Raw genomic sequence first — 25,541 nt, forward strand, 5'->3', positions numbered from 1 at the left:
AATGTTGAGTGAAACGAAATCCCGTATTGCGGGAAATAATTTAGAACTTGTTCACAGTAGCGAAGTGTTAATAGAGAATAATAACATGAGAAAACCTTTGTGCAACTCTACGTTTTTCTCTGCGGTCTTTGCGGTTAATCTTTTCTGGATATCCTTTATTTCGGTAAATGCACAATCAGTTGATTCTTTAGTGGCGGAAGCAGTGAAAAATAACCCTCAGTTGAAATCGCTGCAATATAAAATCATTGCATCGGAAAAAAGAACGGAATCAATCAACACATTACCGGCTCCCAACCTTTCGGTTGAGTTCTCTCAAGTGCCTATTAATTCTATTGATTTTCTTAATCAATCCAATTCAAACAACTTCGCTATCTCGCAAATGTTTCCTCTTGGTGGTAAGTTAAACGCAATGGCAGAAGTTGAGCGTAAGAATATGTTGGTAGAGGGAAACAATTATGAATCTTATAAAGTCAATCTTACAGCCGCTGTTAAAATGTCTTACTACACACTTTGGCTGATTGATAGAAAGATTGAAGTTCAGAAGAAAAATATTAATCTCATAAATGATGTGGTCAAATCGGTTGAATCATCATACTACACAAATAAAATAAATCAAGCGGATGTTTTGACGCTTCAAAGCGAAATCGCGTCGAATGAAACTCAGCTCTTAATTCTTGAAAAACAAAAAGAAGCGGAGATTTATAAACTAAATAAACTTCTAGGAAGAAATCTTGATTCTAAAGACGTTTATGCAGTATCAGATTTTTCTTCAGATCAACTTTCATCTTCTCAATCAAAATTGGAAGAAGTGCTTGGATATTCTAATCCTTCCCTAAAAAAAATGGGCAGCATGATTGAAATGAACAAAGCAATGATTGATGCAAACAACCGCGAGCTTATTCCGGATTTAATGGTTCAAGGTATGTTTATGAGAATGCCTCAAGGAATGATCTTAACTTCTAAAAGTGATCTTTCAATGCTTGATCCCAAAACCGAAACAATGTATTCGCTTATGTTTTCAATCAATCTTCCATTTGCCCCCTGGTCAATAAATAAATACAAGGCGAAAGAACAAGAATTAACTGCCGGTATTAGCAGTATTGAATATGCAAAATATGATATGCGACGTGAAATGACTTCCCGGTTGAAAGAGGCACATGTAAAATATAACACAGCTGTTGAATTGACTAAACTTTATAACGAAAAAGTTATTCCACTTTATACCAAAGCCGCCGAATCGCAAGTATCTGCTTACCAAAATAGCAGAACCGGAGTTACAACTGTTATCGATTCTTACCGGATGTTATTGATGCAGCAGATGAACTACTACATGTCAAAAGCCGATACTCAAATGTCTCTTGCAGAGATTGAAATGATGGTCGGAACAACCCTGCCTACCGGAAGGTAGGTCTTAAAAAGTAACGAGGTGATGAAATGAAAAATATCGAAAGAATAATCAGAGGTCCTGCAATGAAAACAACTAAATTATTATTCATCCCATTAATCGTGATATCGTTACTCATTGCTGGCTGCTCTAGAAGCGAAGAAAATGGTAAACATGAACATGAAGTTGTAAAGCAAGATGACTATTGGACATGCTCAATGCACCCACAAGTTAGAATGGATAGCCCGGGTGTCTGCCCAATCTGCAATATGGACCTAATCAAAAAAACCGCTGATGAAAAGCCGGAAACTTCTTCAGAAGCTGAGATGACTAATATGGTTACACTTAGTGGGAATAAACAAATCCTGGCAAATGTTTCTACAATTGTTGTTAAGAAAGAGAATCTTCAAGAACAACTTACTGCATATAGCTACTTGGATTTTGTTGAAAACAATCGCAAAACAATTTCAGCGCGGTTCGATGGAAGAATTGAAAAACTGTTTGTAGATAAAACCGGAGATTATATTAAAAAGGGTCAGCCATTGTTTGATATTTACAGTCCGGATTTGGCGCAAGCGCAAAATGAATATTTAATTGCACTAAATAATTCATCCAACTCGTCTTCACTTTTGAAAGCTTCAAAGAAAAAGTTGGAAATATTTGGGTTAACTTCAGAACAAATTCAAGTTCTTGAAAAGACAAAAGAAATAAACCTTACTCTTACATACTATTCACCAATTAGCGGAACGGTGATTGAGAAGAAAGTTCAAGAAGGTGCTTATGTAAACGAAGGCACTGCGATTTATGATGTAGCAGAACTTTCAACACTTTGGAATATTGCCGAGGTGTATGAAAATAATTTATCCAATATAAAAGTAGGTAGTACTGTTAAATTACATTTGCGCGCTTATCCTGGAGAAGAATTTAAAGGCAGAGTTACATTCATTTATCCTGTCATAAATTCTCAAACTAGAACTGTTAAAGTGAGAAGTGAATTTTCAAATCCTGGTGGAAGGTTAAAACCACAAATGTATGGTGAGACAATCTTTAATAGAGCCGGTGGTCAAGGTTTACTCGTCCCTTCTGATGCTGTTATCATAGCTGGTAAAAGAGCAGTTGTTTGGGCAAAAGCCGGTGACGGCATGTTTGAAGCTCGCAGTGTAATTATCGGTAATCGCTTTGGTGATAAATACCATATACTTTCTGGATTAAATGAAGGAGATGAAATTGCTGCTACTGGTGGATTCTTAATTGATTCTGAAAGTCAGCTTAAAACCGGAATGCCTACCGGCCATCAACATGGCGGTTCTACTCCAGCACAAAAGAAGAAACCTTCTGATGGAATGGAAGGAATGCAAATGTAATACTGTTCTAAAAAAACAATCATAATCTAAAAGGAGAAATACAATGAAAGTAATTAATAGTATAAACACATTAAGCGCATTGTTCTTATTTGTAATATCATGTTTTGTCTTGAGTGGCAGTTCAATCTTTGCTCAAGACATGGAGAATATGCCTATGCACGACAAGAAGAATATGAAACATGATAAAGCTATTAATAAAGCAGATTCAGCTATCGTTCATAAAGGCGTAATTGATTTGAAAGCAATTGATAAAAATAAAGATGGCATAGTTTTCCAAGATCAAATGGATTGGAATGTTATTTCAGACAAACCCGGTAAATGCCCATTATGCAAAATGACTTTGAAGGAAGTTACACTTGAAAATGCAAACGAGAATTTGAATAATGCTGGTTTAAAAGTAAAAGATAAAATTATTCGTTTTAAGAAAAGGTAAATAACAATTCTTGATAAAATTATTTTTGAGCTAGTTATGAAAAAGATTTCGAGCATTAATAAAAACAATAATTTTCTACGCAGTAATAGTTCAATTTGGATTACGCTTTCATTGCTATTCGGTATGATTTTGTTATTTGGAATTGCTGAAGTATTCATCCCGCACAATCACGATCCAATTGTTAATAGGACACATGAAGCAAAATCAACGCCGGCAATCGAAAGTACTGTAAATAGAATATCCTCGAAATTTATCTGTGCTTGCGGAGAATGTAGCGGTGAGGCACTTCATATCTGCAAATGCAAGTATGCAGTAAGGGAAAGAAAAATGATTCGAGATTTGGTCATAAGGGAGACTACAGAAGAGGAAATTGTAAAAGCAATAAATACAAAGTTTGGTGGGTTAAAAAAGACATTATAATAATTGAGAAAGAATGCCGGAGAATATTTCACAACTCACCATTTTTAATAAAAGTGTAATTAATAATCAATAAGTAAAAATAGGAGAAACACAATGAAAGTAGTAAAATCAAATCGAATGCGTTTTCTATTAAGCGCGGCAATGTTAATAATGTTCACGGGAATTATTTCCGCTCAGCACGATCAACATCACGGCGGCGGCAAGACCGGAAACACAATGATGCAGAACCAGCAAAGTCAAATGGGTTCTATGATGCAGAACATGCAAGGCATGATGACACAAATGGGTCAAATGATGGACAAAGGAAATCAAATGATAAACATGATGAATAATCAAATGAAAAATCATGACATGGGACAAATGAACATGAATAATGGAATGATGAACATGATGCAAGGGATGAACCAGATGGGTAAAGATATGCAAGGTCTTCTCGATCAGATGAGCAAAATGATGGGAGATAAAAACATGATGAACGGTGAAGGCATGAAAGATCATATGAATGGCATGATGGACAATATGAAAACAATGATGAAAGAATATAAAGATATGTTGAACAATATGGAAAGCATTCAACAAAAAGGTAGCGGTAAATGAAAAGCATAATTCATAAAATGAATTTTAGGAAACCGGCTCTGGCTGGTTTCCTTCTGCTAACTTTTTTATTCACGGCAAATGCATATTCGCAAACTGGTTGGTATATCAGTTCAAGCGCTCAAGTAAGTGGAGGTCAATTTCTTTCAGATTCTTACACACGAGTATTCTCAATCTATGGAAGCATCCGTTATCAAGGAGATGATTTTGGAATTACAGCTTCCATTCCTATAGTGAATAGTAATGTAAGTCAATCAAATGGTATGATGATTCCTGCTGGGAGTAGCAATACAACTGGATCAACTACTCAGAACAATATGAACTTTGGGATAGGAGATTTATACGGTTACTTCGATTATAATATTTATTCAGATTTTAAAAACGATATCGAAGTTTACCTTAACGCTCAAGTGAAAATACCGACAGCTTCATCAATGCTTAATTTTGGAACCGGTGTTTTAGATTACGGTGGGTCAATTTCCGCACGTAAAAGTTTTGGTAGTTTTATCGGCGTTGTTGATCTTGGCTATCTCGACATTGGAGATCCGGATGGAATTACTTATAAAAATCCTTTCACATATGGAATTGGTTTTGGTAAGTTTTTTAATTACGGTGAATATTCGCTCCTCTTATATTACAGCGGTTATACAAAAATATTGGATGACTATAATGCCCCGCAGCAAATATCACTCGGTGCCAATTATAGATTAAATGAAACGATTATTCTTTCATTCATTGGTTCTGCCGGCTTGGGTAATCTTATGCCGGATTTTACAACAAGCATTGGTGCAAGATTTAAACTTTAACCGGAAATACTAATAGGTCGAGAAAATGTCAATAATTAATTCCCTATAAAGTGAAGCTGACTTATTAACAAAAAGAGCAGCTTATCCGGCTCATTAAACAGAATAGGAAACGGTTATGAAAACATTTATTTGTTTATTGTTACTTGCCACCGTCGCATTTCCTCACGGAGGAAAAGAGCACAAAAAAGAAAAAACAGTTAAGGTGGATACATTAACAATAGTCGGTAAAGATACTATTGCAATTAACGGCATTTCAAAAATAATACATAAACAAAAAAATGAACCGGAATTGATCAAAGAAGAACCGATGAAGTTAAATCCGGCAGAGCAAATATTTGTGCATATGCACAATAAAGTGGTTCACTTTCCAATTGCTCTTGGTCTGTTTGCTTTTTTTCTTTCATTGCTAAACTTTAAATGGAAAAAATTTGATCCCGCAATATTAATTTCAGTTCTTATTGCGCTTCTTTTTTCTATCGCAGCATTTATTACCGGGAAGAATCAATCTGAACCTTTTATTGGAACCGCAAAAGAATGGATTGTCGAATTACACCAAAACATTGGTCTTGCTCTTATCATTAACTTTTTTGTCTGGACTATCTTTCTGTATATTCACAAACTAAAAAAATATGCTTGGCTTATTGGACTATTAGCTTCAATACTAATTCTTACCGCTGCTTTCTTGGGCGGTGTAATTGCTCACTAAAATATTACTTAAAAGAGGCGAAAATGAAAAACGCAAAATTGTATTTACTATTGTTTATACCCATCATCCTAATAACTTTATTTACCCCAAATATTTATGCCCAGCAAAAAAAACACAATCACAACGAAGTTATGAAACAAGACACCGCTTCTATAATTGAACAATATAAAAATGTAAAAGACAAAGAAGTTCGTGAATACATGATAAATCTTCAACTTGAAATGATTGATAAAACCAAACCGTCTTACAAAACTTGGAATACTGTCTGTCCGGTTCTTGGTCGTCCGGTTAATCCAAAATTAAAACCAATAGTTTTTGAAGGAAAAGCTTACGGCTTCTGCTGTAAAGTATGTCCGCCTCGGTTTCAAGAAAACCCGGGAAAATATATTAAAAACTTGGATAAATCCGGAAAGAAGTTTATAGGTAAAGTTGAATAATTAATTTTAGAGAATACTGTGAATAAAGAGAGAGCAATTAAAGATATCAGTATTTCGCCAATAATGGTTCTACTATTGGTTAGCATTTCTATATTTATTTCCCACATTATTGTAATGATGACAACCGGAGATAGCCACTACCCTATGGTTTTTACAGAATTACTAATTGATTCAGTAATCCTAACTGCTTTATTATTTCCTCTGCTTTATTTTCTTGTGTTTAAGCCGTTGCTAAAACAAATTGACATTCGCGAGAGAACACAATTACAACTTTTGGCCAATGAGAGAAAATTCCGCGATCTGGTTGATAGTATGAACGAAGGTTTGATTGTGCAAAATATTGAAGGTAAAATAACTTATGTCAATCAATGCTTTGCAAATATGATCAATTTGCAGAAAGAAGAGTTAATTGATATCGATCTAGCAATTTTATTGGATAAAACTAATTCGGAAAATCTTGTAAGAATTATAGAGAATAAAGAGAACAACTTAAAATCAGAACTTGTTTGGAAAGTTAACAAAGGAAACGATATCTATTCTCTTGTATCGGCTTCAAAAATATATGATGAAGGAAACAGTATTGCTGGAAGTATTTTAGTTGTTACCGATATAACAATTAGAAAAGAAGCGGAATTAAAACTGCTCCTAGCAAATGACAAAATAAAAGAGGCAGATAATATCAAAAGTGAATTCCTTAGCATGGTTTCTCATGAAATAAGAACGCCAATTAACGTTGTATTTGGTTTCACTAATATCATTAAGGAAGAATATGGAGAAACTCTTTCTAAAGAACTTGATGGGTATATTAATTCCGTTAAAAATGGGTTGAACCGCCTAATCCGGACTATTGATTTGATTCTAAACTCAGCGCTTGAAATATCCGATCTAACCAAATATGAATACAACAATATTGATATTAGTAACGATATACTTCCCCGCATTTTCAATGACTTTGAGCCAATTGCGAAAGAAAAAGGAATTTCTCTTTCCTATCATATTTCTTCTAATAAGAATGTTTATGCGGATGAATATTCAATAAAACAAATTCTTACACATCTCTTAGATAATGCTGTAAAGTTCACAGAAGTAGGCGAAATAGTTATTTCTGCTTATGAAAACACAAAAAATGAATTTGAGATCAGTATAAAAGATACCGGGATTGGAATTTCTGAGGAATATACTCACAAAATGTTTAACATATTTTCGCAAGAAGACAGCAGCACAACCAGAAAATATGATGGAAATGGTCTTGGTTTATTTCTGGTAAAAAAATATTGCGAAAGAAACAAAGTCCAAATCTTTGTTAATAGTGTAAAAGGAGTGGGCTCAACCTTTACTCTTGTTTTTGAAAATGAAACAGCTAGCTAAATGGAGTGTGAAAATGAAAAATATATTTATCAAATTATTAATATTAATAGCGCTTATAATTGTTTCTTCTTTTTACTTGAGTGGTTGCATGATGGCCGGTATGGGAATGATGCATGGCGATGGCAATGGCGAGATGGAAAATAATAGTATGGACAGAATAATTATTAAAGAATATAATACAGCAGAATATAAAATTACGGCCGAGTTTCCAGCGATGATTACTGCCAATTCGAACGTTTGTAGAATAAAAATCCTTGATAAGACGGGTAATACTTTGCTATCAGATGCAAAAATTTCTCTTGAATTACTGAACGAAAAAACAAATGGAGATACTGATCATAACATGAAATTTTCGCATGTCAAATTTCAACACACAAAATTCGAGAATGATTATTTTGTCTTCTCGCCAAAAATTAACTCTGCTGACAGTTACCATTTAATATTTTCAATAGAACAAATAGGAACAGATATTTTTGACTCGCCAATCGAAATTGAATACACTACTGAAAATCATTCGGATATTCACGACCATCACATTTATTTCGGATTCGGCAGTGTTTTTACATCTCCCTATTTTTATGTTAGTGCTGTTACAATGGCTGTAATGATGTTTTTTATTTTAAGGTAGGGATTAAATATCCATTCACATTTCAAATAATTTCAAAACAATCAAAGTAGGTTGTGTGATTAATAAAGAGGAAATTTCTAGTGCCATCGCTGCACATGGTAAATGGAAACAACGTTTAATTGATGCAATTGAGACTGGCAAAAGCGAATTTACAGTCGCGCTTTTAAGAGTTGATAATTTATGCGACTTTGGTAAATGGCTTTACTCTTTATCTGCTGAAGAAAAATTATCTCCGTATTGGAATGAGGTGCAAAAACTTCATGCTAAATTTCACACCGAGGCAGCTAAAATTCTTGACCTTGCTATTAATGGAAAAGTTAATGAGGCCAAAGAAGCAATGTCTTTAGGTAAAGATTATATGAAGTGTTCGGGAGAATTAACCAGAGCAATGATGAAGTGGAGAGATTCATTAACAATCAATTAGTATAGTGTATATATTCGGAGAAGTCTTATGTCAAAAATTAAGTTCGATAAACGTTCTTTAATATACTTCTGCATTATTCTTATTATCATTTTTATTACTCATTGCATCTTGATTGATGGGGGAACGGGCTCCCATCACGGCGCAAGTATTATAAATATAGTTTTCAATTCGTTTCTTATGACAATAATCGTATTTCCCTTCCTTCTAGTTTTTCTTTGGTCCGATATAAAGAAAAGAACAAGAATTGAAGAAGAGTTAAGAAAATCAATTGCGGAGAAAGATAAATTTTTCGCTATTATAGCTCATGATCTAAGAAGCCCGTTTCAAGGTTTTATTGGCCTGGCAGAGTTATTGGCTGCCAACGCAAATGAATTTACAAAAGCTGAATTAACAACCGTTAGCAAGGAAATGCACCAAAAGGCGAGTAATTTATTTGTATTACTAGAAAATCTTTTGGAATGGGCTCATGTTCAAAGAGGCACAATTAATTTTTCACCACAAGATTGTTCGTTATCAGAAATTATTAATCATTCCATTGAAATTGTAGCTCAAAACGCGGATCATAAAAATATAGAGATTATTAATTCTGCTCAAGATTCAAGTTTAGTATATGCTGATGAAAAAATGATAGATTCAGTTTTGAGAAATCTTCTTTCCAACGCGGTGAAATTTACGCCAAAAGGCGGAAAGGTAGTTGTAAGTTCCAGACTTTTAAATAACACTACCGTTGAAATTTCTGTTGCCGATAGCGGAATTGGAATGTCAGATTCACTTCGTAACAAGTTATTTATTGTTGGCGAAAAAGTTGGACGTGAAGGAACTGATGGTGAAAAAAGCTCTGGACTTGGTCTTTTACTATGTAAAGAATTTATAGAAAAAAATGGTGGTAATATCCGGGTGGAAAGCCAAAAACATAAAGGTTCTACTTTTAGGTTTACATTGCCTTTGTCAGTTAATAAAAAATAAAAATTCTATTATGAATAAGTATTATAAATGAATTCCGCAAGTATTAAAAATATCCTTCTTGAAGCAGACTCTTCCGAAATCAAAAGAATATTCAAGGATGCCAAAGCTGTTAAACAAACTATACTGGGTCACGATGTTTATCTACGTGGTTTAATTGAGTTAAGTAATATTTGCACTAAGGATTGCTTTTACTGCGGCATTAGAAAATCCAACCACTCCGTTAATAGATATATAATGACAAAAGATGAAATTATTGCTTCGGCTATGTTTGCCTATGAAAAAGGCTTTGGCTCAATCGTTCTTCAATCCGGCGAAAGAGAAGATGAAAACTTTATCGCTTTTATTGAAAACATCGTTGAAGAAATAAATTATTTGACATCTCAGCAGCTAAGAATTACTCTCTCTCTTGGGGAACAAACTACTGAAACTTACAAGCGCTGGTTTAATTCCGGCGCACATCGTTATTTACTTCGCATCGAAACTTCAAATGAATCTCTATACAATAAAATTCATCCAGCTGATCACAGTTATGGTGATCGCGTTAATTGTCTTTCGGTCTTAAAAGAAATCGGTTTTCAACTTGGCACCGGTGTAATGATTGGACTTCCTCATCAAACGATTACAGATTTAGTAAATGACATACTTTTTTTCAAAGAAATGGATATTGATATGATTGGCATGGGTCCCTTTATTGAACACTCTCAGACTCCTTTATTTGGACAGCCGGTTTATATCGCTAATTCACATTCCCAATTGCTTGAATTATCACTCAAAATGATTGCTGCAACTAGAATATTTCTTCCCAAAATAAACATTGCTGCAACAACAGCATTGCAAGCTTTGGATCCTTTCGGACGTGAAAAAGGAATTAACGCTGGAGCTAATGTTATAATGCCCAATGTTACTTTAACACAATACAGAAAGGATTATTTGCTGTATGAAGATAAACCATGCGTTAATGATTTGGCTGATGACTGCTTCGATTGTGTTATTAAACGTATTGAAATGACCGGTCAAAAAGTTGCACTGTTTTCAAATGGCGATTCACTTAATTTTTTGGCTAAGAACAATCAACTTCTTTAAGGGCTACTATGTTCAAAAAATATATATCGATTATTTTCTTTTTATTTTTTCAATTCATTTACGCTCAAAATAAACTACCTATTCCGGATACATTAAGCGGAAACAACTTCAATCTCACAATACAAAACGGTTCTGTTAATTTTTATCCTGGATTTCAAACGAAAACTATGGGAGTTAATGGCAGTTTACTTGGGCCTACTTTGCTTCTCAAAAAAGGCACACAAGTTCAAATGAATGTGAAGAACAATTTAACAGATACAACTACAATTCATTGGCATGGGATGCACGTTTCTCCTCAAAATGATGGCGGTCCTCATACAGTAATTTTACCTGGAACTACATGGAGTCCGCAATTTACTGTTTTGGACAACGCCGCTACTTATTGGTATCACCCTCACTTGCATAAAAAAACTGCTGAACATGTAACAAAAGGTGTAGCCGGATTTATCATTGTTCGAGATGAACAAGAAGCCGCGCTAAAACTTCCCCGCAAATATGGTGTTGATGATTTCCCAATTGTTGTTCAATCAAGAGCTTTCGATTTGGCTAAACAATTTATTGTTCGTTCGGAACTCGATTCTGTTCTTCTTGTTAACGGCACAAAAAACCCTTACTTGCAAGTCCCGGCTCAAATTGTTCGTCTTCGTTTACTTAACGGCTCTACAGAAAGGACTTATTATTTTGGTTTTACTGGAAATAAATCTTTCTACCAAATTGGTGGCGACGGTGGTTTGTTAAACGCACCGGTTCTATTAACACGACTTCGTTTGGCTCCTGGTGAACGTGCGGAAATTTTAGTTGATTTTAAATCTATGCAAGGACAATCAACATATCTTATGAGTTATGCTTCTGAATTACCAACCGGAATTATCGGCTCCAGTTCTGTTGGTATGGGTGGAGGTTTGCCCGATTATTCAAACAATAAATTAAACGGCACTAATTTTAAAATTCTTAAAATTGATGTAATTGCTGCATCACAAAATCCAATTACTACAATTCTCTCAACTTTAATTTCTAACTCTCCAATCTCTATTTCATCTGCTAATGTTACGCGCATATTAACATTTACATCAATCGGTGGTATGATGAGTGCTGCGGGTCCTTTTGTAATTAATGGAACTCCTTTCTCAATGGATAAAATCAACTACACCATTCCATTGAATAATACTGAAATATGGGAACTCAGAAATCAAACATTAATCGCGCACCCTTTTCATATTCACGATGTTCAATTTTATTTGCTTGATAGAAATGGCAATCAAGTGCCGCTTAACGAACGCGGAAGAAAAGATGTTGTTTTAGTTGAGCCGATGGAAACCGTAAGATTCATTACAAAATTTGAAGACTTTACTAACTCAACCGTTCCCTTTATGTATCATTGTCATTTGCTTACTCACGAAGATGATGGAATGATGGGACAATTTCTAGTTACAAGTCCTACAGATGTTAGAGAAGGGAATTCATCTTTGCTGCCGATTAGTTTTTCGCTTGATCAGAATTATCCTAATCCATTCAATCCCGAAACCGTCATTGGATTTCACTTACCAATTGCTGGTCATGTAACTCTGAAAGTTTTCGATTTTTTAGGTAAAGAAATTGCAACACTTGTCAATGAATTCAAACAACCCGGCAATTATAATTCTAAATTCTCAATTCATAATTATCAATTATCTACTGGTGTTTATTTCTATCAATTAAAAGCCGGTCAGTTTGTATCAACAAAGAAATTATTGTTCGTTAAATAACATTCTTTCATTTATTTAAATGAATGCAAAAACGATTAGTTGTTATTTATAAAATTTCTTAAAATTATTTTAAGATTCTTTAATCCCATTAACTATCTGTGTTCATTTTCACTCTAATTTCAAAAGAATAATATGGCATTGGTTTTGTCTTTATATAATTAACAATTTAATAAGGACACAATCATGAAAAAGTCAATCGTTATAACAATAGTAGTAATTGTATTATCTACTTTATCCTTAATAAACGCCCAGCCAACTGGAAACACTTATGCCGAAAAGAATCCCTTCCTTGTAGAAAAACGTCACGGCGCAGTTGTTATTGTAAACTACAATTTAAGCATGAATCCAAGTGATGAGGTTTACGACAGAAATCCTTTTCTTGTTGAAAAACGTCATGGTGCAATCACGGTTGTAAATCGTCAGTCAAATATTAACCCGGTTGCAAACAATCTGATAGCTGATAGAAATCCATTCTTATTTGAAAAACGTCACGGTGCTGTAGTCTTCCAAAATGCAAATAAAATATCAGAAAATAGTAAACCGGCAATTGAGCATAATCTTTTTCTAAGACAAAAACGCCATCAATAATTTCCGATTACTCAAATTTTAGGAGATGGAAGTATTTCCGTCTCCTTTTATATCCATCTTTTAACATTGGAACAATAATTCTCGTATGTGCCACCTAATGATTTATTCAAATTTTCTTCCTCAAGTCTAACCTGGATTTGAATTAGAATGAAGTAAACAACTCCAACGGTAAAAGATAAAATGTTTGGCAGAACTAAAAAGAATCCCAAGTAAGAGAAAAAGGTGCCGAGGAAAAATGGATTTCTCGAATACTTGAATATACCTGCTGTTATTAATTTTACCTGGTCATCAACATCAATTCCTATTCTCCAAGAGGAGCGCATATAAAAATGTGCTGTTAAACAAATTACAAATCCCAAAAGCATTATCGAGATTCCAATTAAGTTTAAGTATATTTTTTCTAAATATTCGATTGGGACCAACCATTGATATATTTCTTGTGAAAGTATAAAGATAATTACAATAAGAGGAATTATTATTCCTGTAATCTTAATACCATTTTCAGTAAAACTTAGGATTCCTTTACTTTTACCTAACACATAAGGATTCTTTCCTGTTCTCTTATAGACTAAATATGAGTTCAAAACAAAAAGAACTCCGTAGTAAAGCAAGAAATACATAATCATAAAATATTTTAAGATAGTTTCATTCATTATGGCGTAACTCTTTTTTGTTTATACTAATTGGAATTGGACCATATTTGAGATTTATCAACATTATAATTGTTTGCATATTCAGCTTTTAAGAATCCATATCGCTCCGCAATAGTTAGCACAATATTATTAACGGTTTCTTCTTGTTCAGTGCATTTACGAATTAGATTTCTTTCCTCAATAGCACGGTTACATTTACAAACTTCTAACGATTCCATTTTGCATTCTGAGCAAGAGCACATGAACATTGATGCAATTTTGACTACTTTTTCTTCAATTGCCGGCTTACTGCTTTTTGTTTCTATATGGCTGTGTTTGCTGGTTTTAGCTGGGAAAAGAAATACTAAAGTTGAGATAAATATAAAACATATTAAAATGTAACTAATCAACTGCAAAAATGCTTTTACTTGTATTCCATAAATTGAAGAATCTAAAAATCGTTTACGGGAAGTATTTGTATTGTGTTTTCTCAAGTGCTTATTATTTTTCAATTTATAACCACAACAAATATTATTCTCTAATCGTTATTATCAATAAAATCTTACTTCATCACTCTCATCGCATTCAATATTGCAATAATCGCAACACCCATATCGCCAAAGACCGCTTCCCACATTGTAGCAATTCCAAAGACGCCTAGAAGAATGAAGAATAATTTAACTCCCATTGCAAAGCCAATATTTTGCCAGACTATCTTTCTTGTTTTCTTTGCTATATCAATTGCGGATACAACTTGTAAAGGAGAATCTGCCATAAGCACAACATCCGCAGTTTCAACGGCAGCATCTGAACCAAGTGCGCCCATTGCAATTCCAACATCGGCGCGTGCTAAAACCGGCGCATCGTTTATGCCATCCCCAACGAACGCAATTTTATTTCCTTTAATTGATGACTGAATAATCTGCTCAATATGATTTACTTTATCTTCCGGCAGCAGTTCATAATAATACTTATCTATTCCAAGTTTCTTGGCAAAAGATTCTGCCGCCGCTTTATTATCTCCCGTAAGCATAACCGAATTAATATTTTTCTTTTTAAGCAAGCTTATTGTTTCTTCCGCGCCCTCTTTTAATGTATCGGAAATAATAATGTATCCGGCGTAAACTGAATTTGTAGCGATATGAATAACTGTTCCCTCGACATCACATTTATCGTGTTGTATATTTTCCAAATGAAGAAGTTTATCATTTCCAACAACGACTATTTGCCCGTTAATATTTGCTTTTATTCCTTTACCGCTTATCTCGTGAACGTCCTTAATCAATTCTTGATTAATCGCTCCTCCGTATGCTTCAATTACAGATTTCGCTATCGGATGATTTGAATGCGATTCGGCGTAAGCGGCAAGCCGTAACAACTCATCTTTATTAAATCCGTTTTCTACAACAATTTCGGATACATTGAACTCGCCTTTGGTTAATGTTCCTGTTTTATCAAAAACCACAGTCTTAACTTTTGTCAGAGCATCCAAATAGTTTGAACCTTTAACAAGAATTCCTCTTCGTGAAGCCCCGCCAATTCCGCCAAAGTATCCGAGCGGAATACTGATTACCAAAGCACAAGGACAAGATATTACAAGAACCACCAATGCTCTGTAAATCCAATCAGTAAAGGTCTGATTGGTAAAAAGCAAAGGTGGAATAACTGCAAGAAGCAAAGCGCCAAACACAACAACCGGAGTATAATATTTCGCAAATGTTGTAATAAATTTTTCCGTCTCTGCCTTTTTTGAAGCGGCATTTTCAACAAGTTCCAAAATTCGTGAAATGGATGATTCACTAAATAATTTAGTAACTCTAATAGTTAACAAACCGGATTGGTTTATCATTCCAGCCAAGACAATATCTTTTTCTTTAACTTTTCTTGGAACACTTTCCCCGGTTAATGCGGACGTATCTACAAAAGAATTACCATCTATTATTTCTCCATCCAAAGGAATTTTTTCTCCGGCTTTTACAATAATATTTTCACCTACTTTTACGCTCTCCGGAGAGACTCTTTTTATTTCACCATCGCTTTTTAGATTAGCGTAATCCGGTTTTATTTCTAACAATGCTTTAATTGATTTTCTTGATCGGTTAACGGAAATATCCTGGAATAACTCTCCGACCACATAAAACAACATTACGGTTACAGCTTCCGGCATCGCATCAATTGCAATTGCGCCAAGTGTTGCAATCGTCATAAGGAAATGTTCATTAAAAATTTTCCCTTTAGTAATGCTTCGTAACGCACCTCTTAATACACCCCAACCACTAATTAAATATGCTGGAATGAAAACCAAATATTCAGCAATTCGATATGGTGAATTATGAATTTCTTTCTCTAAGAGTAGTCCGACCGCCAGCAGAAGAACCGTCAGAAATATTTTTATTAATTCTACTTTGTTTTCATCAACTATATTTTTTGATTCGGTTAGTTTTTCATCTTGCATCTCTTCAACAATAACTTCTGGTTCAATCTCTTTTATTTTCTTTTTCACAGATTCTATGTTGTCTGTATCTATGAATAGAGAAGAGCTTGCAAAATTTACAGAGCAAGATTTCACTCCCTCCATCTCCGAAAGCCCCTCTTCTATTTTTGCAGCGCACGAAGCGCAATCAATATTCTTTAACTGATATTTTTTCATAGTTCAATTCATTTTATAATCATTTTAGAACAGTTACACTCGCCGCAGTAAAGTTGCCGCCGTGCATATGTCCCATAAGTTCAACAACTTCGGCGTCAACAATATCGTCTGTTACTGGTTCATGTAAAGTTATTTTTATAGACAAATTATTTTTATCCTTAGCGTAAAATGAGATAATTCTCCCATTTGCATCTCGCTCAAATCCGCCTTCTTTAACAACCATTACATTTATCTGCTGGTTAATTTCACTGCCGCCGCCAAATTTACTAAAAGAGCCCAATTCTTTGCTCGGCGCAAAATAGATGAAATAAATAACTACTATAACAACCGCTGATATTAACGGTAATACCAGCTTGGAAAGTTTCCTCATGTTCTCACCTTACAATTATTCTCAATGTTTTGTCATTTGATTTTTAGTAACGAGCATTCATTATTTCACTTCGTATCCTGGTCGAATGAAATAAGTAGCTCTTCCTCTAATGCTTTACCGGCAATTTCACTTATTCTTATTGTCAATTCATACTTACTCTTGCTTGTAAATTTATATTTACACTCATATTCATTTGTTATTTTGTTAAAAATTACTTCCAATCCGTTCAAGTAAGGAAACTTTTCTCGCGTGTATCTATGCCGGCGTGGGCCATACCTTATTATATCCAGATAAGATTTTGTCCCTTCCAACGGCTTTATGTCATTTTTATCAAAAAGTGAGAATGATAGAAGATATTCATTCTCCTCTGATAGAAGCGTTACCCGACCTTGCAGTTTGTAGTTATCAAAATAAAAATCCTGCACGGCGCTGTTTTTGCCTGACTCAATAATAATTAATGGATTACATCCTGTTATAAAAATAGAGATGAATATTATTGCTAAGAATATTCTCGGTATTCTAATATTCAATAGTTTCATTTTTATTCTCCTGCAAATGCTTTTAATTATCTATCAGCAAAAAGATTTTGAGCTAAACATCACTTCACTTCCTGATCGAATGAAATTTGGATTTCCTTTTCTAATTCTTTTCCATTTATCTCGGTCAGTTTAATGGTAAGTTCATATTTACCTTTGCCGCTAAATTTATATTTATAATCGTAATCATTTGAGAGTTTGTCTGTTATTGGCTCAATACCACTTTTTATCATCTGCTTGCCATGACGGTGCCTATCGCGCTGCATTGAAAGACTTGGATATTTTTTTATATTCATCGTAGACTTTACATTATTAATTGGCGATCCATCGTATTTATCTTTTAGTGCTATCGAATAAATATATTCAGATTCTTCCCCTAGTGATATTACATGAATTTTCATTTTGTATTTATCAATATTGAATTCTTGCGCTGAGTTAATTTTACCCGGTTCAATCATTCCCATGTTGCCAATATGATATGAAGAAACACAGCCGGAAACAAAAATCACCATGAAGATAGTAACCGCCAATACTTTTATTGCTCTATAAATTATTAGTTTCATTTTGTCCTCATCATATTTGAGATTAATTCTTAAATCTAAACTGCTTCTTTTCCTCTTTCATTCGTTCTTATCTTTACTACATCTTCAACATTCACAACAAATATTTTCCCGTCACCGGTATTCCCGGTATGGGAGTATTTCTGTATCACATTAACAACTTCATCAGCCATTTCATCAACAACCACAACTTCTAATTGTATTCTTGGAATAAATTCCACCAATTCATAAGTAACTTTATCTTTTGCATTCTTGGCTCTGCTTTTCCCAAATCCTTTTATCTCTGATATGGTTACTCCCGGAAGCCCTTCAATTTTTTGAAGCTCGTCAATTACATCGAGCAGTCTGAACGGTCTTATTATTGCTTTTATCTCTTTCATCTTATTTTCCCTTTCAATTTTGTATCCGGCTTATTGCGGCTAAACAATAAGCCGGTATAATATTAATTACATTTCTTTTTCAACATTTCTCTTCTCAAACCAACTGTAAACAGATGGAATGATTAACAATGTTAACAGAGTTGAAGTGATCAAGCCGCCTACAACTACAACAGCTAATGGCTTTTGCACTTCCGAACCAGTTCCGGTAGTAATGATTGTTGGCACCAAACTAAATATTGTTATAAATGCAGTCATTAAAACCGGGCGCAATCTATCCATACTTCCTCTTTCAATTGCCTCATTCAGTTCCAAGCCATCCTCTCGTAATTGAGATATATGAGAAACCAAAACAACTCCATTTAGAACTGCTACACCAAATAACACAATAAACCCTACCGAAGCTGGAACCGATAAGTATAAGCCGGAGATATAAAGGGCAATGATGCCGCCAATTAAAGCAAACGGTAAGTTTGATATTACGAGCAAAGCTAATCTTACAGATTTGAAAGTGACAAATAGTAAAAGTAGAATTAATCCAATTGCTAATGGTCCTATAATCATAAGTTTGTTCATTGCTCTCTGCTGACTCTCAAACTGACCGCCCCACGTTAAATAATAACCTGCCGGAAGCTGAACATTCTCTTTTATTTTCTGTTTTGCTTCAGCTACAAAGCTTCCTATATCTCTTCCACTTATATTCATCTCAATTCCGATTCTTCTAATTCCATCCTGCCTGCTTATCTGGACGGGTCCTTCAATCATTTTTATTTCTGCTAATTGAGCAAGTGGAATATTCGTTCCCGTCTTTGTAGGAACCAAAATATTCTCAATCGTCTCTATCGAGTTCCTTTTTTCTTCCGGCAGTCTTACAGTTATATCAAAGTTTCTGTTTTCTTCGTAAAACTTAGATGCCGCTTTACCGGCAATTGCAATTTCGATAACATTTTGAACATCGCTTATGTTTAATCCATACCGCGCTATCTTGGAGCGGTCAACATTAATAGTTAAATAAGGTTGTCCGGAAACTTTCTCAGCAATTAAATCTGTCCCGCCTTCAATTTTAGATAGAACTTTAGTTATCTCATCAGCTTTTCGTTTCATCAGTTCAATATCTTCACCAAATAATTTTAGAATTAATTGTGCTCTTGTTCCGGCAACTATTTCATCTATACGGCACTGAATGGGCTGACTAAATCCAAATGCTATTCCCGGTATCGTTTCAAGAGATTCTCTCATTTCATTTGTAAGTTCTTCTCTTGTTATATCCCGCGTCCACTCGCTTTTTGGTTTCAATACACCTACGTAACCGGTTTTATCAACGCCTCGCGTATCTAATGCCACGCCGGTTTGTCCGGTTCTGGATACTACAACATCAAGCTCATCAAATTCCTTTAACTTCTCTCCGACAATTTTATTTATTTCCATTGACTTGGATAATGAAACTCCCGGCAGCAATGCAACATCCATATCAAATGCACCTTCATCCATAATGGGAATAAATTCTGTTCCAATATTTTTTAATAATACAAGCGAACCGAGCAATCCTATTAATGCTGTGGCAAGTAATAATTTCTTCCTTTTCATACTAAAACGTAAAAGAGGGAGATATTTTGTAGAAAAGAATCTCATTATTGCACTCTCTTTTTCTACTTGAGGCTTTAAGAAGATGGCACAAAGCTGTGGTATTATGAAGATGGACATTAACAGTGTTGCTATTATTGCCAATCCAACTGTTATTGCTAAAGGCGCAAACATTTTACCTTCTATACCTTCTAATGCAAGAATCGGTATAAATGTAATTGCAATTATTATTTCACCATATATACTCGGTTTTCTAACGTCGAGTATTGCTTTTAAAATCAAGGATAGTTTATTAAACTTTCCTTTCTCCTCATTCAGCATTCTCTGCACATTTTCCACCTGGATAATTGATGCATCGAATTTCATACCCGTTGAAATTACCAATCCGCCAATAGACATAAGATTTGCGCTTATTCCCAACAACTTCATAAACACAAAAGTTAGTAGAAGAGAAATAGGTAATGCTATCAATATTACGGCTGAACCTCTGAAGCTTTTTAGAAGTAGAAAAGTAACTACTAATACAAGAATTGAACCTTCCAGCAGTGCGCGTATTATAGTCCAAATGCTTGCATCAACAATTTCCGTTCGGTCGTAGTAAGGAACTATTTTAATCCCATCGGGCAAAATATTGTTTTCATTAATTTCATCAACTTTAGCTTTTACTCTTTCTACAACCTCGCGGCTGTTCTCGCCACGAAGCATCATTGCAATTCCACCGACTGATTCATCAACACCATTCTTCATCGAAGCGCCCATTCGAACAGCTTCCCCAATTTTAACTTGCGCAACATCACGTATAAAAGTAGGCGTTCCGCCAACAGATTTTAATACAATATTATCAATATCACTTAGCTCTTTTATTAAACCTACTCCACGCACTATGAACTGATCTGAATTTCTTTCAAGTATATTTCCACCCACATTCTTATTGTTATTCTCAATGGCTGCAAATACTTCATCAGCTGTTATGGCATACTTTAATAATTTTTCCGGATTAATCAATACTTGAAATTGCTTAAAGTATCCGCCGAATGAATTTATTTCGTTTACTCCGGCAACACTTTTCAGTTGCGGCGTAATTACCCATTCTTGCAAAGTTCTTAAATCTGTTAGATAAGCCATCTTTCCAAGTGAATCAGAAGGCATTTTTCCTTCAAGTGTGTATTGGTAAATTTCTCCCATTGCAGTTGCTATTGGTCCCATTGCAACTTCAACACCTTTAGGTACGTTTTCTCGGGCTTCTCCAAGCCGTTCAAAGACAAGCTGCCTGGCAAAGTATATATCAACATTATCCTTAAAGACTATTGTAACAATTGAAAGCCCGAATTTTGTTACCGAACGCATTTGTTCAACATCCGGCAATCCCCGCATTGCCATTTCTATCGGATAGGTTACGTTTCTTTCTATTTCTATCGCAGAGAGTCCATCCGCGTGGCTTATAATTTCTACTTGTATGTTTGTTACATCCGGGAAAGCATCAATTGGAATTTTCGTGTAAGCATAAATTCCAAGCCCAACAATTAGAAACGAAAGAAATATTATCATTCCTTTCTGCTTCAGAGTCATAGATATAATTTTTTCTAACATTAGTGTTCATCTCCTTCCAATTCTTCTTTCTTTAGTTCACTCTTTAGATAAAACACTCCTTTCGATGCAACTTTTTCACCCTCTTTCAATCCTTCTTTAATTTCAATCCGGTTATCAACAGATAATCCGGTAATCACTATTCTCTTTTCAAATTCTTGCCCGCTGCTTGGTGGGGTTGTCTTGCTTTTTTGGACAAACACATATTCTTGCCCGGCTTCTTTAACAACTGCTTCTTCCGGAATCATAATTGCTTTTGCATTCCCGCTCACAGGAATTTTTAGTTCGCCAAACATTTGCGGTTTTAATTTGCTATTAGAATTTTCAAACTCTCCCCGTATTGTAATTGTTCTTGTTTGCTCGTCAACCGTCTGCCCTATATATATTATTCTTCCGTTAAACTTCTCATTCATATAAGTTGATGAGGTGAAAAATGCATTTGTTTTCTGGTTTATCTTCGTTATATCTTTTTCGTATATCTGTCCGTCAACCCAAACAGTAGATGTGTTAATTACTTTGAAAGCATTTGTTGTGGCATCAACTAATTGTCCTATAACAACATTTCTTTCTACTACTATACCGTTGATGGATGATTTAATTGGCAATGTGCCGGAAATATGTTCTTCGCTAATCTTTGCGTCGGTTACATCTTCATCACTAAGACCAACCGAATGAATTTTTTTATCCTCTGCTTTGTATTCAGCAAGCGCCTTTTCAAATTCAGCCTGGCTTTCTAGTAATGATTTTTGCGATCCTATTTTCTCATCAAATAATTTCTTCTGTCTTTCATAATTTGCTTTTGCATAATCAAGTGCCGCTTTTGCAATTAAGAAACCGGCTTTTATTTCACCAACGTCAAGACCTTCAACCGTCATCAATACTTGTCCGGCTTTAACAAAATCTCCTACTTTCACAAACACCTGGTGAACTCTTCCTTGAACAAGCGAACCTATCTGTGCTTCATTATCTTGATTAGTTATTACCTTTGCCGGAATTGTTAAATAACCAGTGAATGGTTGTAATGATACTGTCTCGGTTTCCAATTTTATTTGCTTTATTGATTCAGCCGATAGTTTTACAACTTCACTGTGTTCATTATGGCTTTCTTCCTTTTTAGGTTCTTCTTTACCGCTGCATCCCAATAGGGCAATCGCTAATACATTAACGGCTATTAATAATTTGATACTTGATTTCATTTATTTCTCCAATTCTGATTTGTCAATAATATTTTGCCCGACTATTTCTTCAATTCTAAAAACTGATTGATAATGATTGAATAAAACATTTATGTAATTGTTCCGTGAGCTAATCAAAGTTTGTTTCGCCTGCAGATATTCAAGATATGTAAGTTCTCCGGCATCGTAGCTTTTTATAGCTGTTCTGTAAATCTCTTCGGCTTGTGGAAGAATATCATTCACATATAGTTTTACCTGCTTTAGATTATTTTCGTGATCTGTAAAAGCGCTTTTTATTCTTAAAGCGATCTCATTCTTTGTTAATTGCAGTTCCGATTCAGATATAGACTGATTTGCAACCGCTTCTTGAATTTTTCCTCTTTGATCGAACATAAACCAAAGCGGAACCGATATTCCAAATGAAGCTCCGTAAAATCCGTTATTGCCGTCGCGCGTTTGTTTGAAATAAGCCAGATTAAGATTAGGCAGGATGGAAGACCATGCAAGACCTTTTTCGATAGATGCTATTCCATAATTCAATTCGGCAATCTTTATCTGCGGATTTGTTTCTTCCAACGATTTGTAGATTTGCTCTATACTGATTTTGTGATCAACAAAAACAAGCGTATCGATTAAATTGAAATTCGCTTCATAACTTTGTTTTCCATATCCAAGTGAGTAATTCAGTTCGGCAAACGCTGTTGTTAGCTCATTCTTTGCAACTTCCAGATTGTTCTGCGCCTCTGTGTATTGGACCTTTGCGGTCAATCTTTCAAGATTCGTTCCTTCACCAACATTTTGTCTTATCTCAGCTTTCTTAAAAAAATCTTCCGAGATAACAAGATTTTCTTCAGCAGACTTTACCTGGTATTGTTTAGCCAGAACTTTGTAGTAACTTGTCTTTACTTGATTTATAATGCTTCTCTCAGTCATGTTTAGTTTATATACTGCAATCTCTTCTTCCTTGTTAAATTTGCTCCCTTTCAAAAAGTAATTAGAAGGGAACTCAAAAGATTGACTAACAGCCAGAGTTTTTTCGCTGTAATTACTTAAACTGCTGTTCACCGGTGCATATTCATAACTAACACCAACTTCCGGCAGAGGTAATGATATCCCGCTCCAGAATCTACCCTTAGATGCTGAAATATTTTCTGTTGCACTCTTTATTTCCGGATTATTCTTTAATCCAATTTCAACAGCTTCATTTAAACTAAGTTTTCTAATTTCAGTTTGTCCGTAAATGCAAAGCGGTAAAATTGCAATTGCGAACAAAACAAAAAGTTTGTTTCCCGCAAAACGGGGTTTCGTTTTACTCAACATAATTCTCCAAATAAATTAATTATTAATGACACTTATCCCGTAAAGGGAATACTTGTCCGCCTTTGGCGGAACGAAATGAAAAGAGAGTAGTTAAATCAGAAATGTGCTATTAAATAGATATAAATCAGCAGATTGTTTTGCTTTTAAATGATGATCCGTTCTTTCAAAAGAAGTTTGTGTTTCTTGCGCTTCAATTTCTTCAAAACAATGAATGCAAATATATTTGTTAAGTTCAAGTTTAGGTAGGTTTTCCCTTAAAATCTTTGAATGAGCATTCGTATTTTTAACAATTTGACAGTAATCATGAGCACCATGATTATCTCCGTCAAAATCAAGAAGTCCTAATTCGGAGTGTAAAAAAGAGAAAACAAAAACTCCCAGAAACAGTAGGGCAATTGTTCTTTTTACGCTATTTCTAAAAATATTTTTCATCTGTCACAAATTTATTGCTTTCTACCTCTTAAAACAACCAAATTAAGATAATAGTTTCAAACTATCTCTTTTATTACTTTTTTGATTGATGACTCTCATCAAGGTTTTGCTACGTGCAAACTATCATTAGTCAAATATTCAATTATCATCCTTTTTTCATCCTCATTTAGTCTTGCCTTCTTACTCATTTCTTCAACTTCACTTTTCCATTTTTCACTGGTAAATTCTGTTTTTGAGTGTATTCTGTGGCATCCGCCGCATTTATTATAATAAAGCTCTTCTCCTTTACTCCTGTAAATAATAGTGGCGGCGCATCCGGCAATAAATAGAAAAACTAAACTAAAGATAATCTTCATAAACCTATGCCTAATATTGTTCTAACTTCATACTTCTCATGTCCTATCAAATCCAAATTGTTTTTTGTTATTGGTCCGCCGCTAATCTGTGCTAAAATATTCACAACAAAATAAAGTTTATCTGAATGGTAGCTTATTGTTGGGCCGATAAAACTTGCCTGGTTTTCTTCCTTCTCATAAATCTCTTTATAGTTTCTGTCATTTCTAAATTCAAGTCCAACAGATAAATTCTTGTTTAACTCATAAGCAAGTCCAAGCGTAAGTTCAAATGCAGATTCTGTTTCTTTTTCCGGGAAGTTCTTTTCAATTTCTGAAACTAAATTCATTACGGAAATAAATTTGTCAAATTGTTTTGTCAGTAATATTTTGGGTTCATACTCTATCTTATCGCCGCCATAGCTTAATTCAAAATAAAGTGCCGGATCAATAATGTATTCGTTTGGATTTGTCAAACGATACCGAAATTCGAACGAAGTGGTCGATAAACTAAATGATTTGGATGGTATTGAATTCTCATTGCTCTTCACTTCATTAAAATTGAAATACATTGCCGTCGTAAAACGATCTGTAACCCCGTATTCAATTTCAAAGCGCGGCTGCCATCTGTAATAATATCCAATTCCTTTATCCATTCTTCCGGTTTGCCAGATTTCTAATTCAAGTGCATTTGCCGGAAGCGTATATGATGTATAGGATCTTGCAAACTTTTTTATCATCCGCGTTGATGTTCATGAAGCTGAAAATCAATAATAGAATTGAGAACAAAAAAGTATAGTTGATTTGATTCATTATTCACTTCGTTTATAAAATGAATTTATATTCTTTCAAGTCGCTTTTTAATACATAAAGATTTTTATATAAAACCACATGCATAGCTTCTTGAAAATTCTTGTGTAAAATTATTCTTGAGCATCAATGATATCAATCGCTATAAATAGGTATTTGGAACAGCTACATCCCTTTAAATGAGGACTCTATTGAGCACGTGTTGTGATGATTACAAATCAGTGTAACAA

28 protein-coding genes are annotated in these 25,541 nt (G+C 34.5%); 15 read left to right on the forward strand and 13 right to left on the reverse strand.

Annotation, left to right across the window (positions count from 1 at the left end):
- The first annotated feature begins 1 nt into the window (after position 1).
- The 15 genes from KF816_08530 to KF816_08600 all read left to right on the forward strand — a co-directional run bounded on the left by KF816_08530 (position 2) and on the right by KF816_08600 (position 12,946).
- The gene (locus tag KF816_08530) at positions 2–1,408 is read left to right on the forward strand and encodes a TolC family protein (protein MBX3008057.1); all 1,407 of its coding nucleotides are present in this window, start codon (positions 2–4) and stop codon (positions 1,406–1,408) included.
- 26 nt (positions 1,409–1,434) lie between these two features.
- Positions 1,435–2,748 carry an efflux RND transporter periplasmic adaptor subunit gene (locus KF816_08535; GenBank protein MBX3008058.1) on the forward strand — a complete coding sequence of 438 codons (1,314 nt, stop codon included), beginning with the start codon at positions 1,435–1,437 and terminating at the stop codon, positions 2,746–2,748.
- Between the two features lie 43 nt (positions 2,749–2,791).
- Entirely contained in the window at positions 2,792–3,181 is a 390-nt protein-coding gene (locus KF816_08540; protein MBX3008059.1) for a hypothetical protein, read from the forward strand.
- Positions 3,182–3,217: 36 nt separating this feature from the next.
- Positions 3,218–3,601, forward strand: a complete 384-nt coding sequence (locus tag KF816_08545; GenBank protein ID MBX3008060.1) for a hypothetical protein — start codon at positions 3,218–3,220, stop codon at positions 3,599–3,601.
- Between the two features lie 93 nt (positions 3,602–3,694).
- A complete protein-coding gene (locus KF816_08550; protein MBX3008061.1) occupies positions 3,695–4,198 on the forward strand; it encodes a hypothetical protein in 504 nt (167 codons plus the stop codon).
- Positions 4,195–5,001 (forward strand): hypothetical protein, encoded by an 807-nt coding sequence (locus tag KF816_08555; GenBank protein ID MBX3008062.1) that lies wholly within the window; start codon positions 4,195–4,197, stop codon positions 4,999–5,001. The genes KF816_08550 and KF816_08555 overlap by 4 nt, the downstream gene beginning before the upstream one ends.
- 115 nt (positions 5,002–5,116) lie before the next feature.
- On the forward strand, positions 5,117–5,707 hold the full coding sequence (locus tag KF816_08560) for a hypothetical protein (GenBank protein ID MBX3008063.1): 591 nt from the start codon (positions 5,117–5,119) through the stop codon (positions 5,705–5,707).
- A 23-nt stretch (positions 5,708–5,730) separates the two neighbouring features.
- Positions 5,731–6,144 carry a hypothetical protein gene (locus KF816_08565; protein MBX3008064.1) on the forward strand — a complete coding sequence of 138 codons (414 nt, stop codon included), beginning with the start codon at positions 5,731–5,733 and terminating at the stop codon, positions 6,142–6,144.
- An 18-nt stretch (positions 6,145–6,162) separates the two neighbouring features.
- Complete coding sequence (locus tag KF816_08570; protein MBX3008065.1) at positions 6,163–7,512, forward strand: PAS domain S-box protein; 1,350 nt, start codon at positions 6,163–6,165, stop codon at positions 7,510–7,512.
- Positions 7,513–7,525: 13 nt separating this feature from the next.
- Positions 7,526–8,140 (forward strand): hypothetical protein, encoded by a 615-nt coding sequence (locus tag KF816_08575; GenBank protein ID MBX3008066.1) that lies wholly within the window; start codon positions 7,526–7,528, stop codon positions 8,138–8,140.
- A gap of 55 nt (positions 8,141–8,195) precedes the next feature.
- Complete coding sequence (locus tag KF816_08580) at positions 8,196–8,564, forward strand: CZB domain-containing protein (GenBank protein MBX3008067.1); 369 nt, start codon at positions 8,196–8,198, stop codon at positions 8,562–8,564.
- Positions 8,565–8,591: 27 nt separating this feature from the next.
- Positions 8,592–9,530 (forward strand): HAMP domain-containing histidine kinase, encoded by a 939-nt coding sequence (locus KF816_08585; protein ID MBX3008068.1) that lies wholly within the window; start codon positions 8,592–8,594, stop codon positions 9,528–9,530.
- Positions 9,531–9,557: 27 nt separating this feature from the next.
- Positions 9,558–10,613, forward strand: a complete 1,056-nt coding sequence (gene hydE / locus KF816_08590; GenBank protein ID MBX3008069.1) for a [FeFe] hydrogenase H-cluster radical SAM maturase HydE — start codon at positions 9,558–9,560, stop codon at positions 10,611–10,613.
- Between the two features lie 8 nt (positions 10,614–10,621).
- Positions 10,622–12,358, forward strand: coding sequence for a multicopper oxidase domain-containing protein (locus KF816_08595; GenBank protein MBX3008070.1), 1,737 nt, complete (start codon positions 10,622–10,624; stop codon positions 12,356–12,358).
- A gap of 183 nt (positions 12,359–12,541) precedes the next feature.
- Positions 12,542–12,946 (forward strand): hypothetical protein, encoded by a 405-nt coding sequence (locus KF816_08600; GenBank protein ID MBX3008071.1) that lies wholly within the window; start codon positions 12,542–12,544, stop codon positions 12,944–12,946.
- Positions 12,947–12,993: 47 nt separating this feature from the next.
- Here the strand turns inward: KF816_08600 and KF816_08605 are convergent, their stop codons facing one another.
- From KF816_08605 to KF816_08665, 13 genes are all read right to left on the reverse strand, one after another.
- Positions 12,994–13,599: an isoprenylcysteine carboxylmethyltransferase family protein gene (locus tag KF816_08605; GenBank protein ID MBX3008072.1), complete on the reverse strand. Its 606-nt coding sequence runs from the start codon at positions 13,597–13,599 to the stop codon at positions 12,994–12,996.
- A gap of 26 nt (positions 13,600–13,625) precedes the next feature.
- Positions 13,626–14,090 carry a hypothetical protein gene (locus tag KF816_08610; protein MBX3008073.1) on the reverse strand — a complete coding sequence of 155 codons (465 nt, stop codon included), beginning with the start codon at positions 14,088–14,090 and terminating at the stop codon, positions 13,626–13,628.
- A 50-nt stretch (positions 14,091–14,140) separates the two neighbouring features.
- A complete protein-coding gene (gene cadA / locus KF816_08615) occupies positions 14,141–16,228 on the reverse strand; it encodes a cadmium-translocating P-type ATPase (GenBank protein MBX3008074.1) in 2,088 nt (695 codons plus the stop codon).
- 19 nt (positions 16,229–16,247) lie between these two features.
- Positions 16,248–16,598: a hypothetical protein gene (locus KF816_08620; protein ID MBX3008075.1), complete on the reverse strand. Its 351-nt coding sequence runs from the start codon at positions 16,596–16,598 to the stop codon at positions 16,248–16,250.
- 65 nt (positions 16,599–16,663) lie between these two features.
- Positions 16,664–17,137: a hypothetical protein gene (locus KF816_08625; GenBank protein MBX3008076.1), complete on the reverse strand. Its 474-nt coding sequence runs from the start codon at positions 17,135–17,137 to the stop codon at positions 16,664–16,666.
- A 59-nt stretch (positions 17,138–17,196) separates the two neighbouring features.
- A complete protein-coding gene (locus tag KF816_08630; protein ID MBX3008077.1) occupies positions 17,197–17,697 on the reverse strand; it encodes a hypothetical protein in 501 nt (166 codons plus the stop codon).
- 35 nt (positions 17,698–17,732) lie between these two features.
- Positions 17,733–18,074: a P-II family nitrogen regulator gene (locus tag KF816_08635; GenBank protein MBX3008078.1), complete on the reverse strand. Its 342-nt coding sequence runs from the start codon at positions 18,072–18,074 to the stop codon at positions 17,733–17,735.
- Positions 18,075–18,140: 66 nt separating this feature from the next.
- Positions 18,141–21,245, reverse strand: coding sequence for an efflux RND transporter permease subunit (locus tag KF816_08640; GenBank protein MBX3008079.1), 3,105 nt, complete (start codon positions 21,243–21,245; stop codon positions 18,141–18,143).
- Entirely contained in the window at positions 21,245–22,438 is a 1,194-nt protein-coding gene (locus tag KF816_08645) for an efflux RND transporter periplasmic adaptor subunit (protein ID MBX3008080.1), read from the reverse strand. The genes KF816_08640 and KF816_08645 overlap by 1 nt, the downstream gene beginning before the upstream one ends.
- A complete protein-coding gene (locus tag KF816_08650) occupies positions 22,439–23,737 on the reverse strand; it encodes a TolC family protein (protein MBX3008081.1) in 1,299 nt (432 codons plus the stop codon).
- Between the two features lie 90 nt (positions 23,738–23,827).
- Positions 23,828–24,169 carry a hypothetical protein gene (locus KF816_08655; GenBank protein MBX3008082.1) on the reverse strand — a complete coding sequence of 114 codons (342 nt, stop codon included), beginning with the start codon at positions 24,167–24,169 and terminating at the stop codon, positions 23,828–23,830.
- Between the two features lie 98 nt (positions 24,170–24,267).
- Entirely contained in the window at positions 24,268–24,525 is a 258-nt protein-coding gene (locus KF816_08660; protein MBX3008083.1) for a hypothetical protein, read from the reverse strand.
- Positions 24,522–25,241 carry an outer membrane beta-barrel protein gene (locus KF816_08665; protein ID MBX3008084.1) on the reverse strand — a complete coding sequence of 240 codons (720 nt, stop codon included), beginning with the start codon at positions 25,239–25,241 and terminating at the stop codon, positions 24,522–24,524. The genes KF816_08660 and KF816_08665 overlap by 4 nt, the downstream gene beginning before the upstream one ends.
- Between the last annotated feature and the right edge of the window lie 300 nt (positions 25,242–25,541).

This window comes from Melioribacteraceae bacterium (assembly GCA_019638015.1).
GTDB lineage: Bacteria > Bacteroidota > Ignavibacteria > Ignavibacteriales > Melioribacteraceae > JAHBUP01.

Coding starts and splice junctions, on each gene's coding strand:
- KF816_08645 (MBX3008080.1), bottom strand. CDS start 22,438: ATGAAATCAAGTATCAAATTATTAATAGCCGTTAATGTATTAGCGATT.
- KF816_08655 (MBX3008082.1), bottom strand. CDS start 24,169: ATGAAAAATATTTTTAGAAATAGCGTAAAAAGAACAATTGCCCTACTG.
- KF816_08640 (MBX3008079.1), bottom strand. CDS start 21,245: ATGTTAGAAAAAATTATATCTATGACTCTGAAGCAGAAAGGAATGATA.
- KF816_08560 (MBX3008063.1), top strand. CDS start 5,117: ATGAAAACATTTATTTGTTTATTGTTACTTGCCACCGTCGCATTTCCT.
- KF816_08585 (MBX3008068.1), top strand. CDS start 8,592: ATGTCAAAAATTAAGTTCGATAAACGTTCTTTAATATACTTCTGCATT.
- KF816_08600 (MBX3008071.1), top strand. CDS start 12,542: ATGAAAAAGTCAATCGTTATAACAATAGTAGTAATTGTATTATCTACT.
- KF816_08530 (MBX3008057.1), top strand. CDS start 2: ATGTTGAGTGAAACGAAATCCCGTATTGCGGGAAATAATTTAGAACTT.
- KF816_08550 (MBX3008061.1), top strand. CDS start 3,695: ATGAAAGTAGTAAAATCAAATCGAATGCGTTTTCTATTAAGCGCGGCA.
- KF816_08535 (MBX3008058.1), top strand. CDS start 1,435: ATGAAAAATATCGAAAGAATAATCAGAGGTCCTGCAATGAAAACAACT.
- hydE (MBX3008069.1), top strand. CDS start 9,558: ATGAATTCCGCAAGTATTAAAAATATCCTTCTTGAAGCAGACTCTTCC.
- cadA (MBX3008074.1), bottom strand. CDS start 16,228: ATGAAAAAATATCAGTTAAAGAATATTGATTGCGCTTCGTGCGCTGCA.
- KF816_08650 (MBX3008081.1), bottom strand. CDS start 23,737: ATGTTGAGTAAAACGAAACCCCGTTTTGCGGGAAACAAACTTTTTGTT.
- KF816_08630 (MBX3008077.1), bottom strand. CDS start 17,697: ATGAAACTAATAATTTATAGAGCAATAAAAGTATTGGCGGTTACTATC.
- KF816_08575 (MBX3008066.1), top strand. CDS start 7,526: ATGAAAAATATATTTATCAAATTATTAATATTAATAGCGCTTATAATT.
- KF816_08625 (MBX3008076.1), bottom strand. CDS start 17,137: ATGAAACTATTGAATATTAGAATACCGAGAATATTCTTAGCAATAATA.
- KF816_08620 (MBX3008075.1), bottom strand. CDS start 16,598: ATGAGGAAACTTTCCAAGCTGGTATTACCGTTAATATCAGCGGTTGTT.
- KF816_08555 (MBX3008062.1), top strand. CDS start 4,195: ATGAAAAGCATAATTCATAAAATGAATTTTAGGAAACCGGCTCTGGCT.
- KF816_08660 (MBX3008083.1), bottom strand. CDS start 24,525: ATGAAGATTATCTTTAGTTTAGTTTTTCTATTTATTGCCGGATGCGCC.
- KF816_08665 (MBX3008084.1), bottom strand. CDS start 25,241: ATGATAAAAAAGTTTGCAAGATCCTATACATCATATACGCTTCCGGCA.
- KF816_08635 (MBX3008078.1), bottom strand. CDS start 18,074: ATGAAAGAGATAAAAGCAATAATAAGACCGTTCAGACTGCTCGATGTA.
- KF816_08605 (MBX3008072.1), bottom strand. CDS start 13,599: ATGAATGAAACTATCTTAAAATATTTTATGATTATGTATTTCTTGCTT.
- KF816_08595 (MBX3008070.1), top strand. CDS start 10,622: ATGTTCAAAAAATATATATCGATTATTTTCTTTTTATTTTTTCAATTC.
- KF816_08545 (MBX3008060.1), top strand. CDS start 3,218: ATGAAAAAGATTTCGAGCATTAATAAAAACAATAATTTTCTACGCAGT.
- KF816_08565 (MBX3008064.1), top strand. CDS start 5,731: ATGAAAAACGCAAAATTGTATTTACTATTGTTTATACCCATCATCCTA.
- KF816_08540 (MBX3008059.1), top strand. CDS start 2,792: ATGAAAGTAATTAATAGTATAAACACATTAAGCGCATTGTTCTTATTT.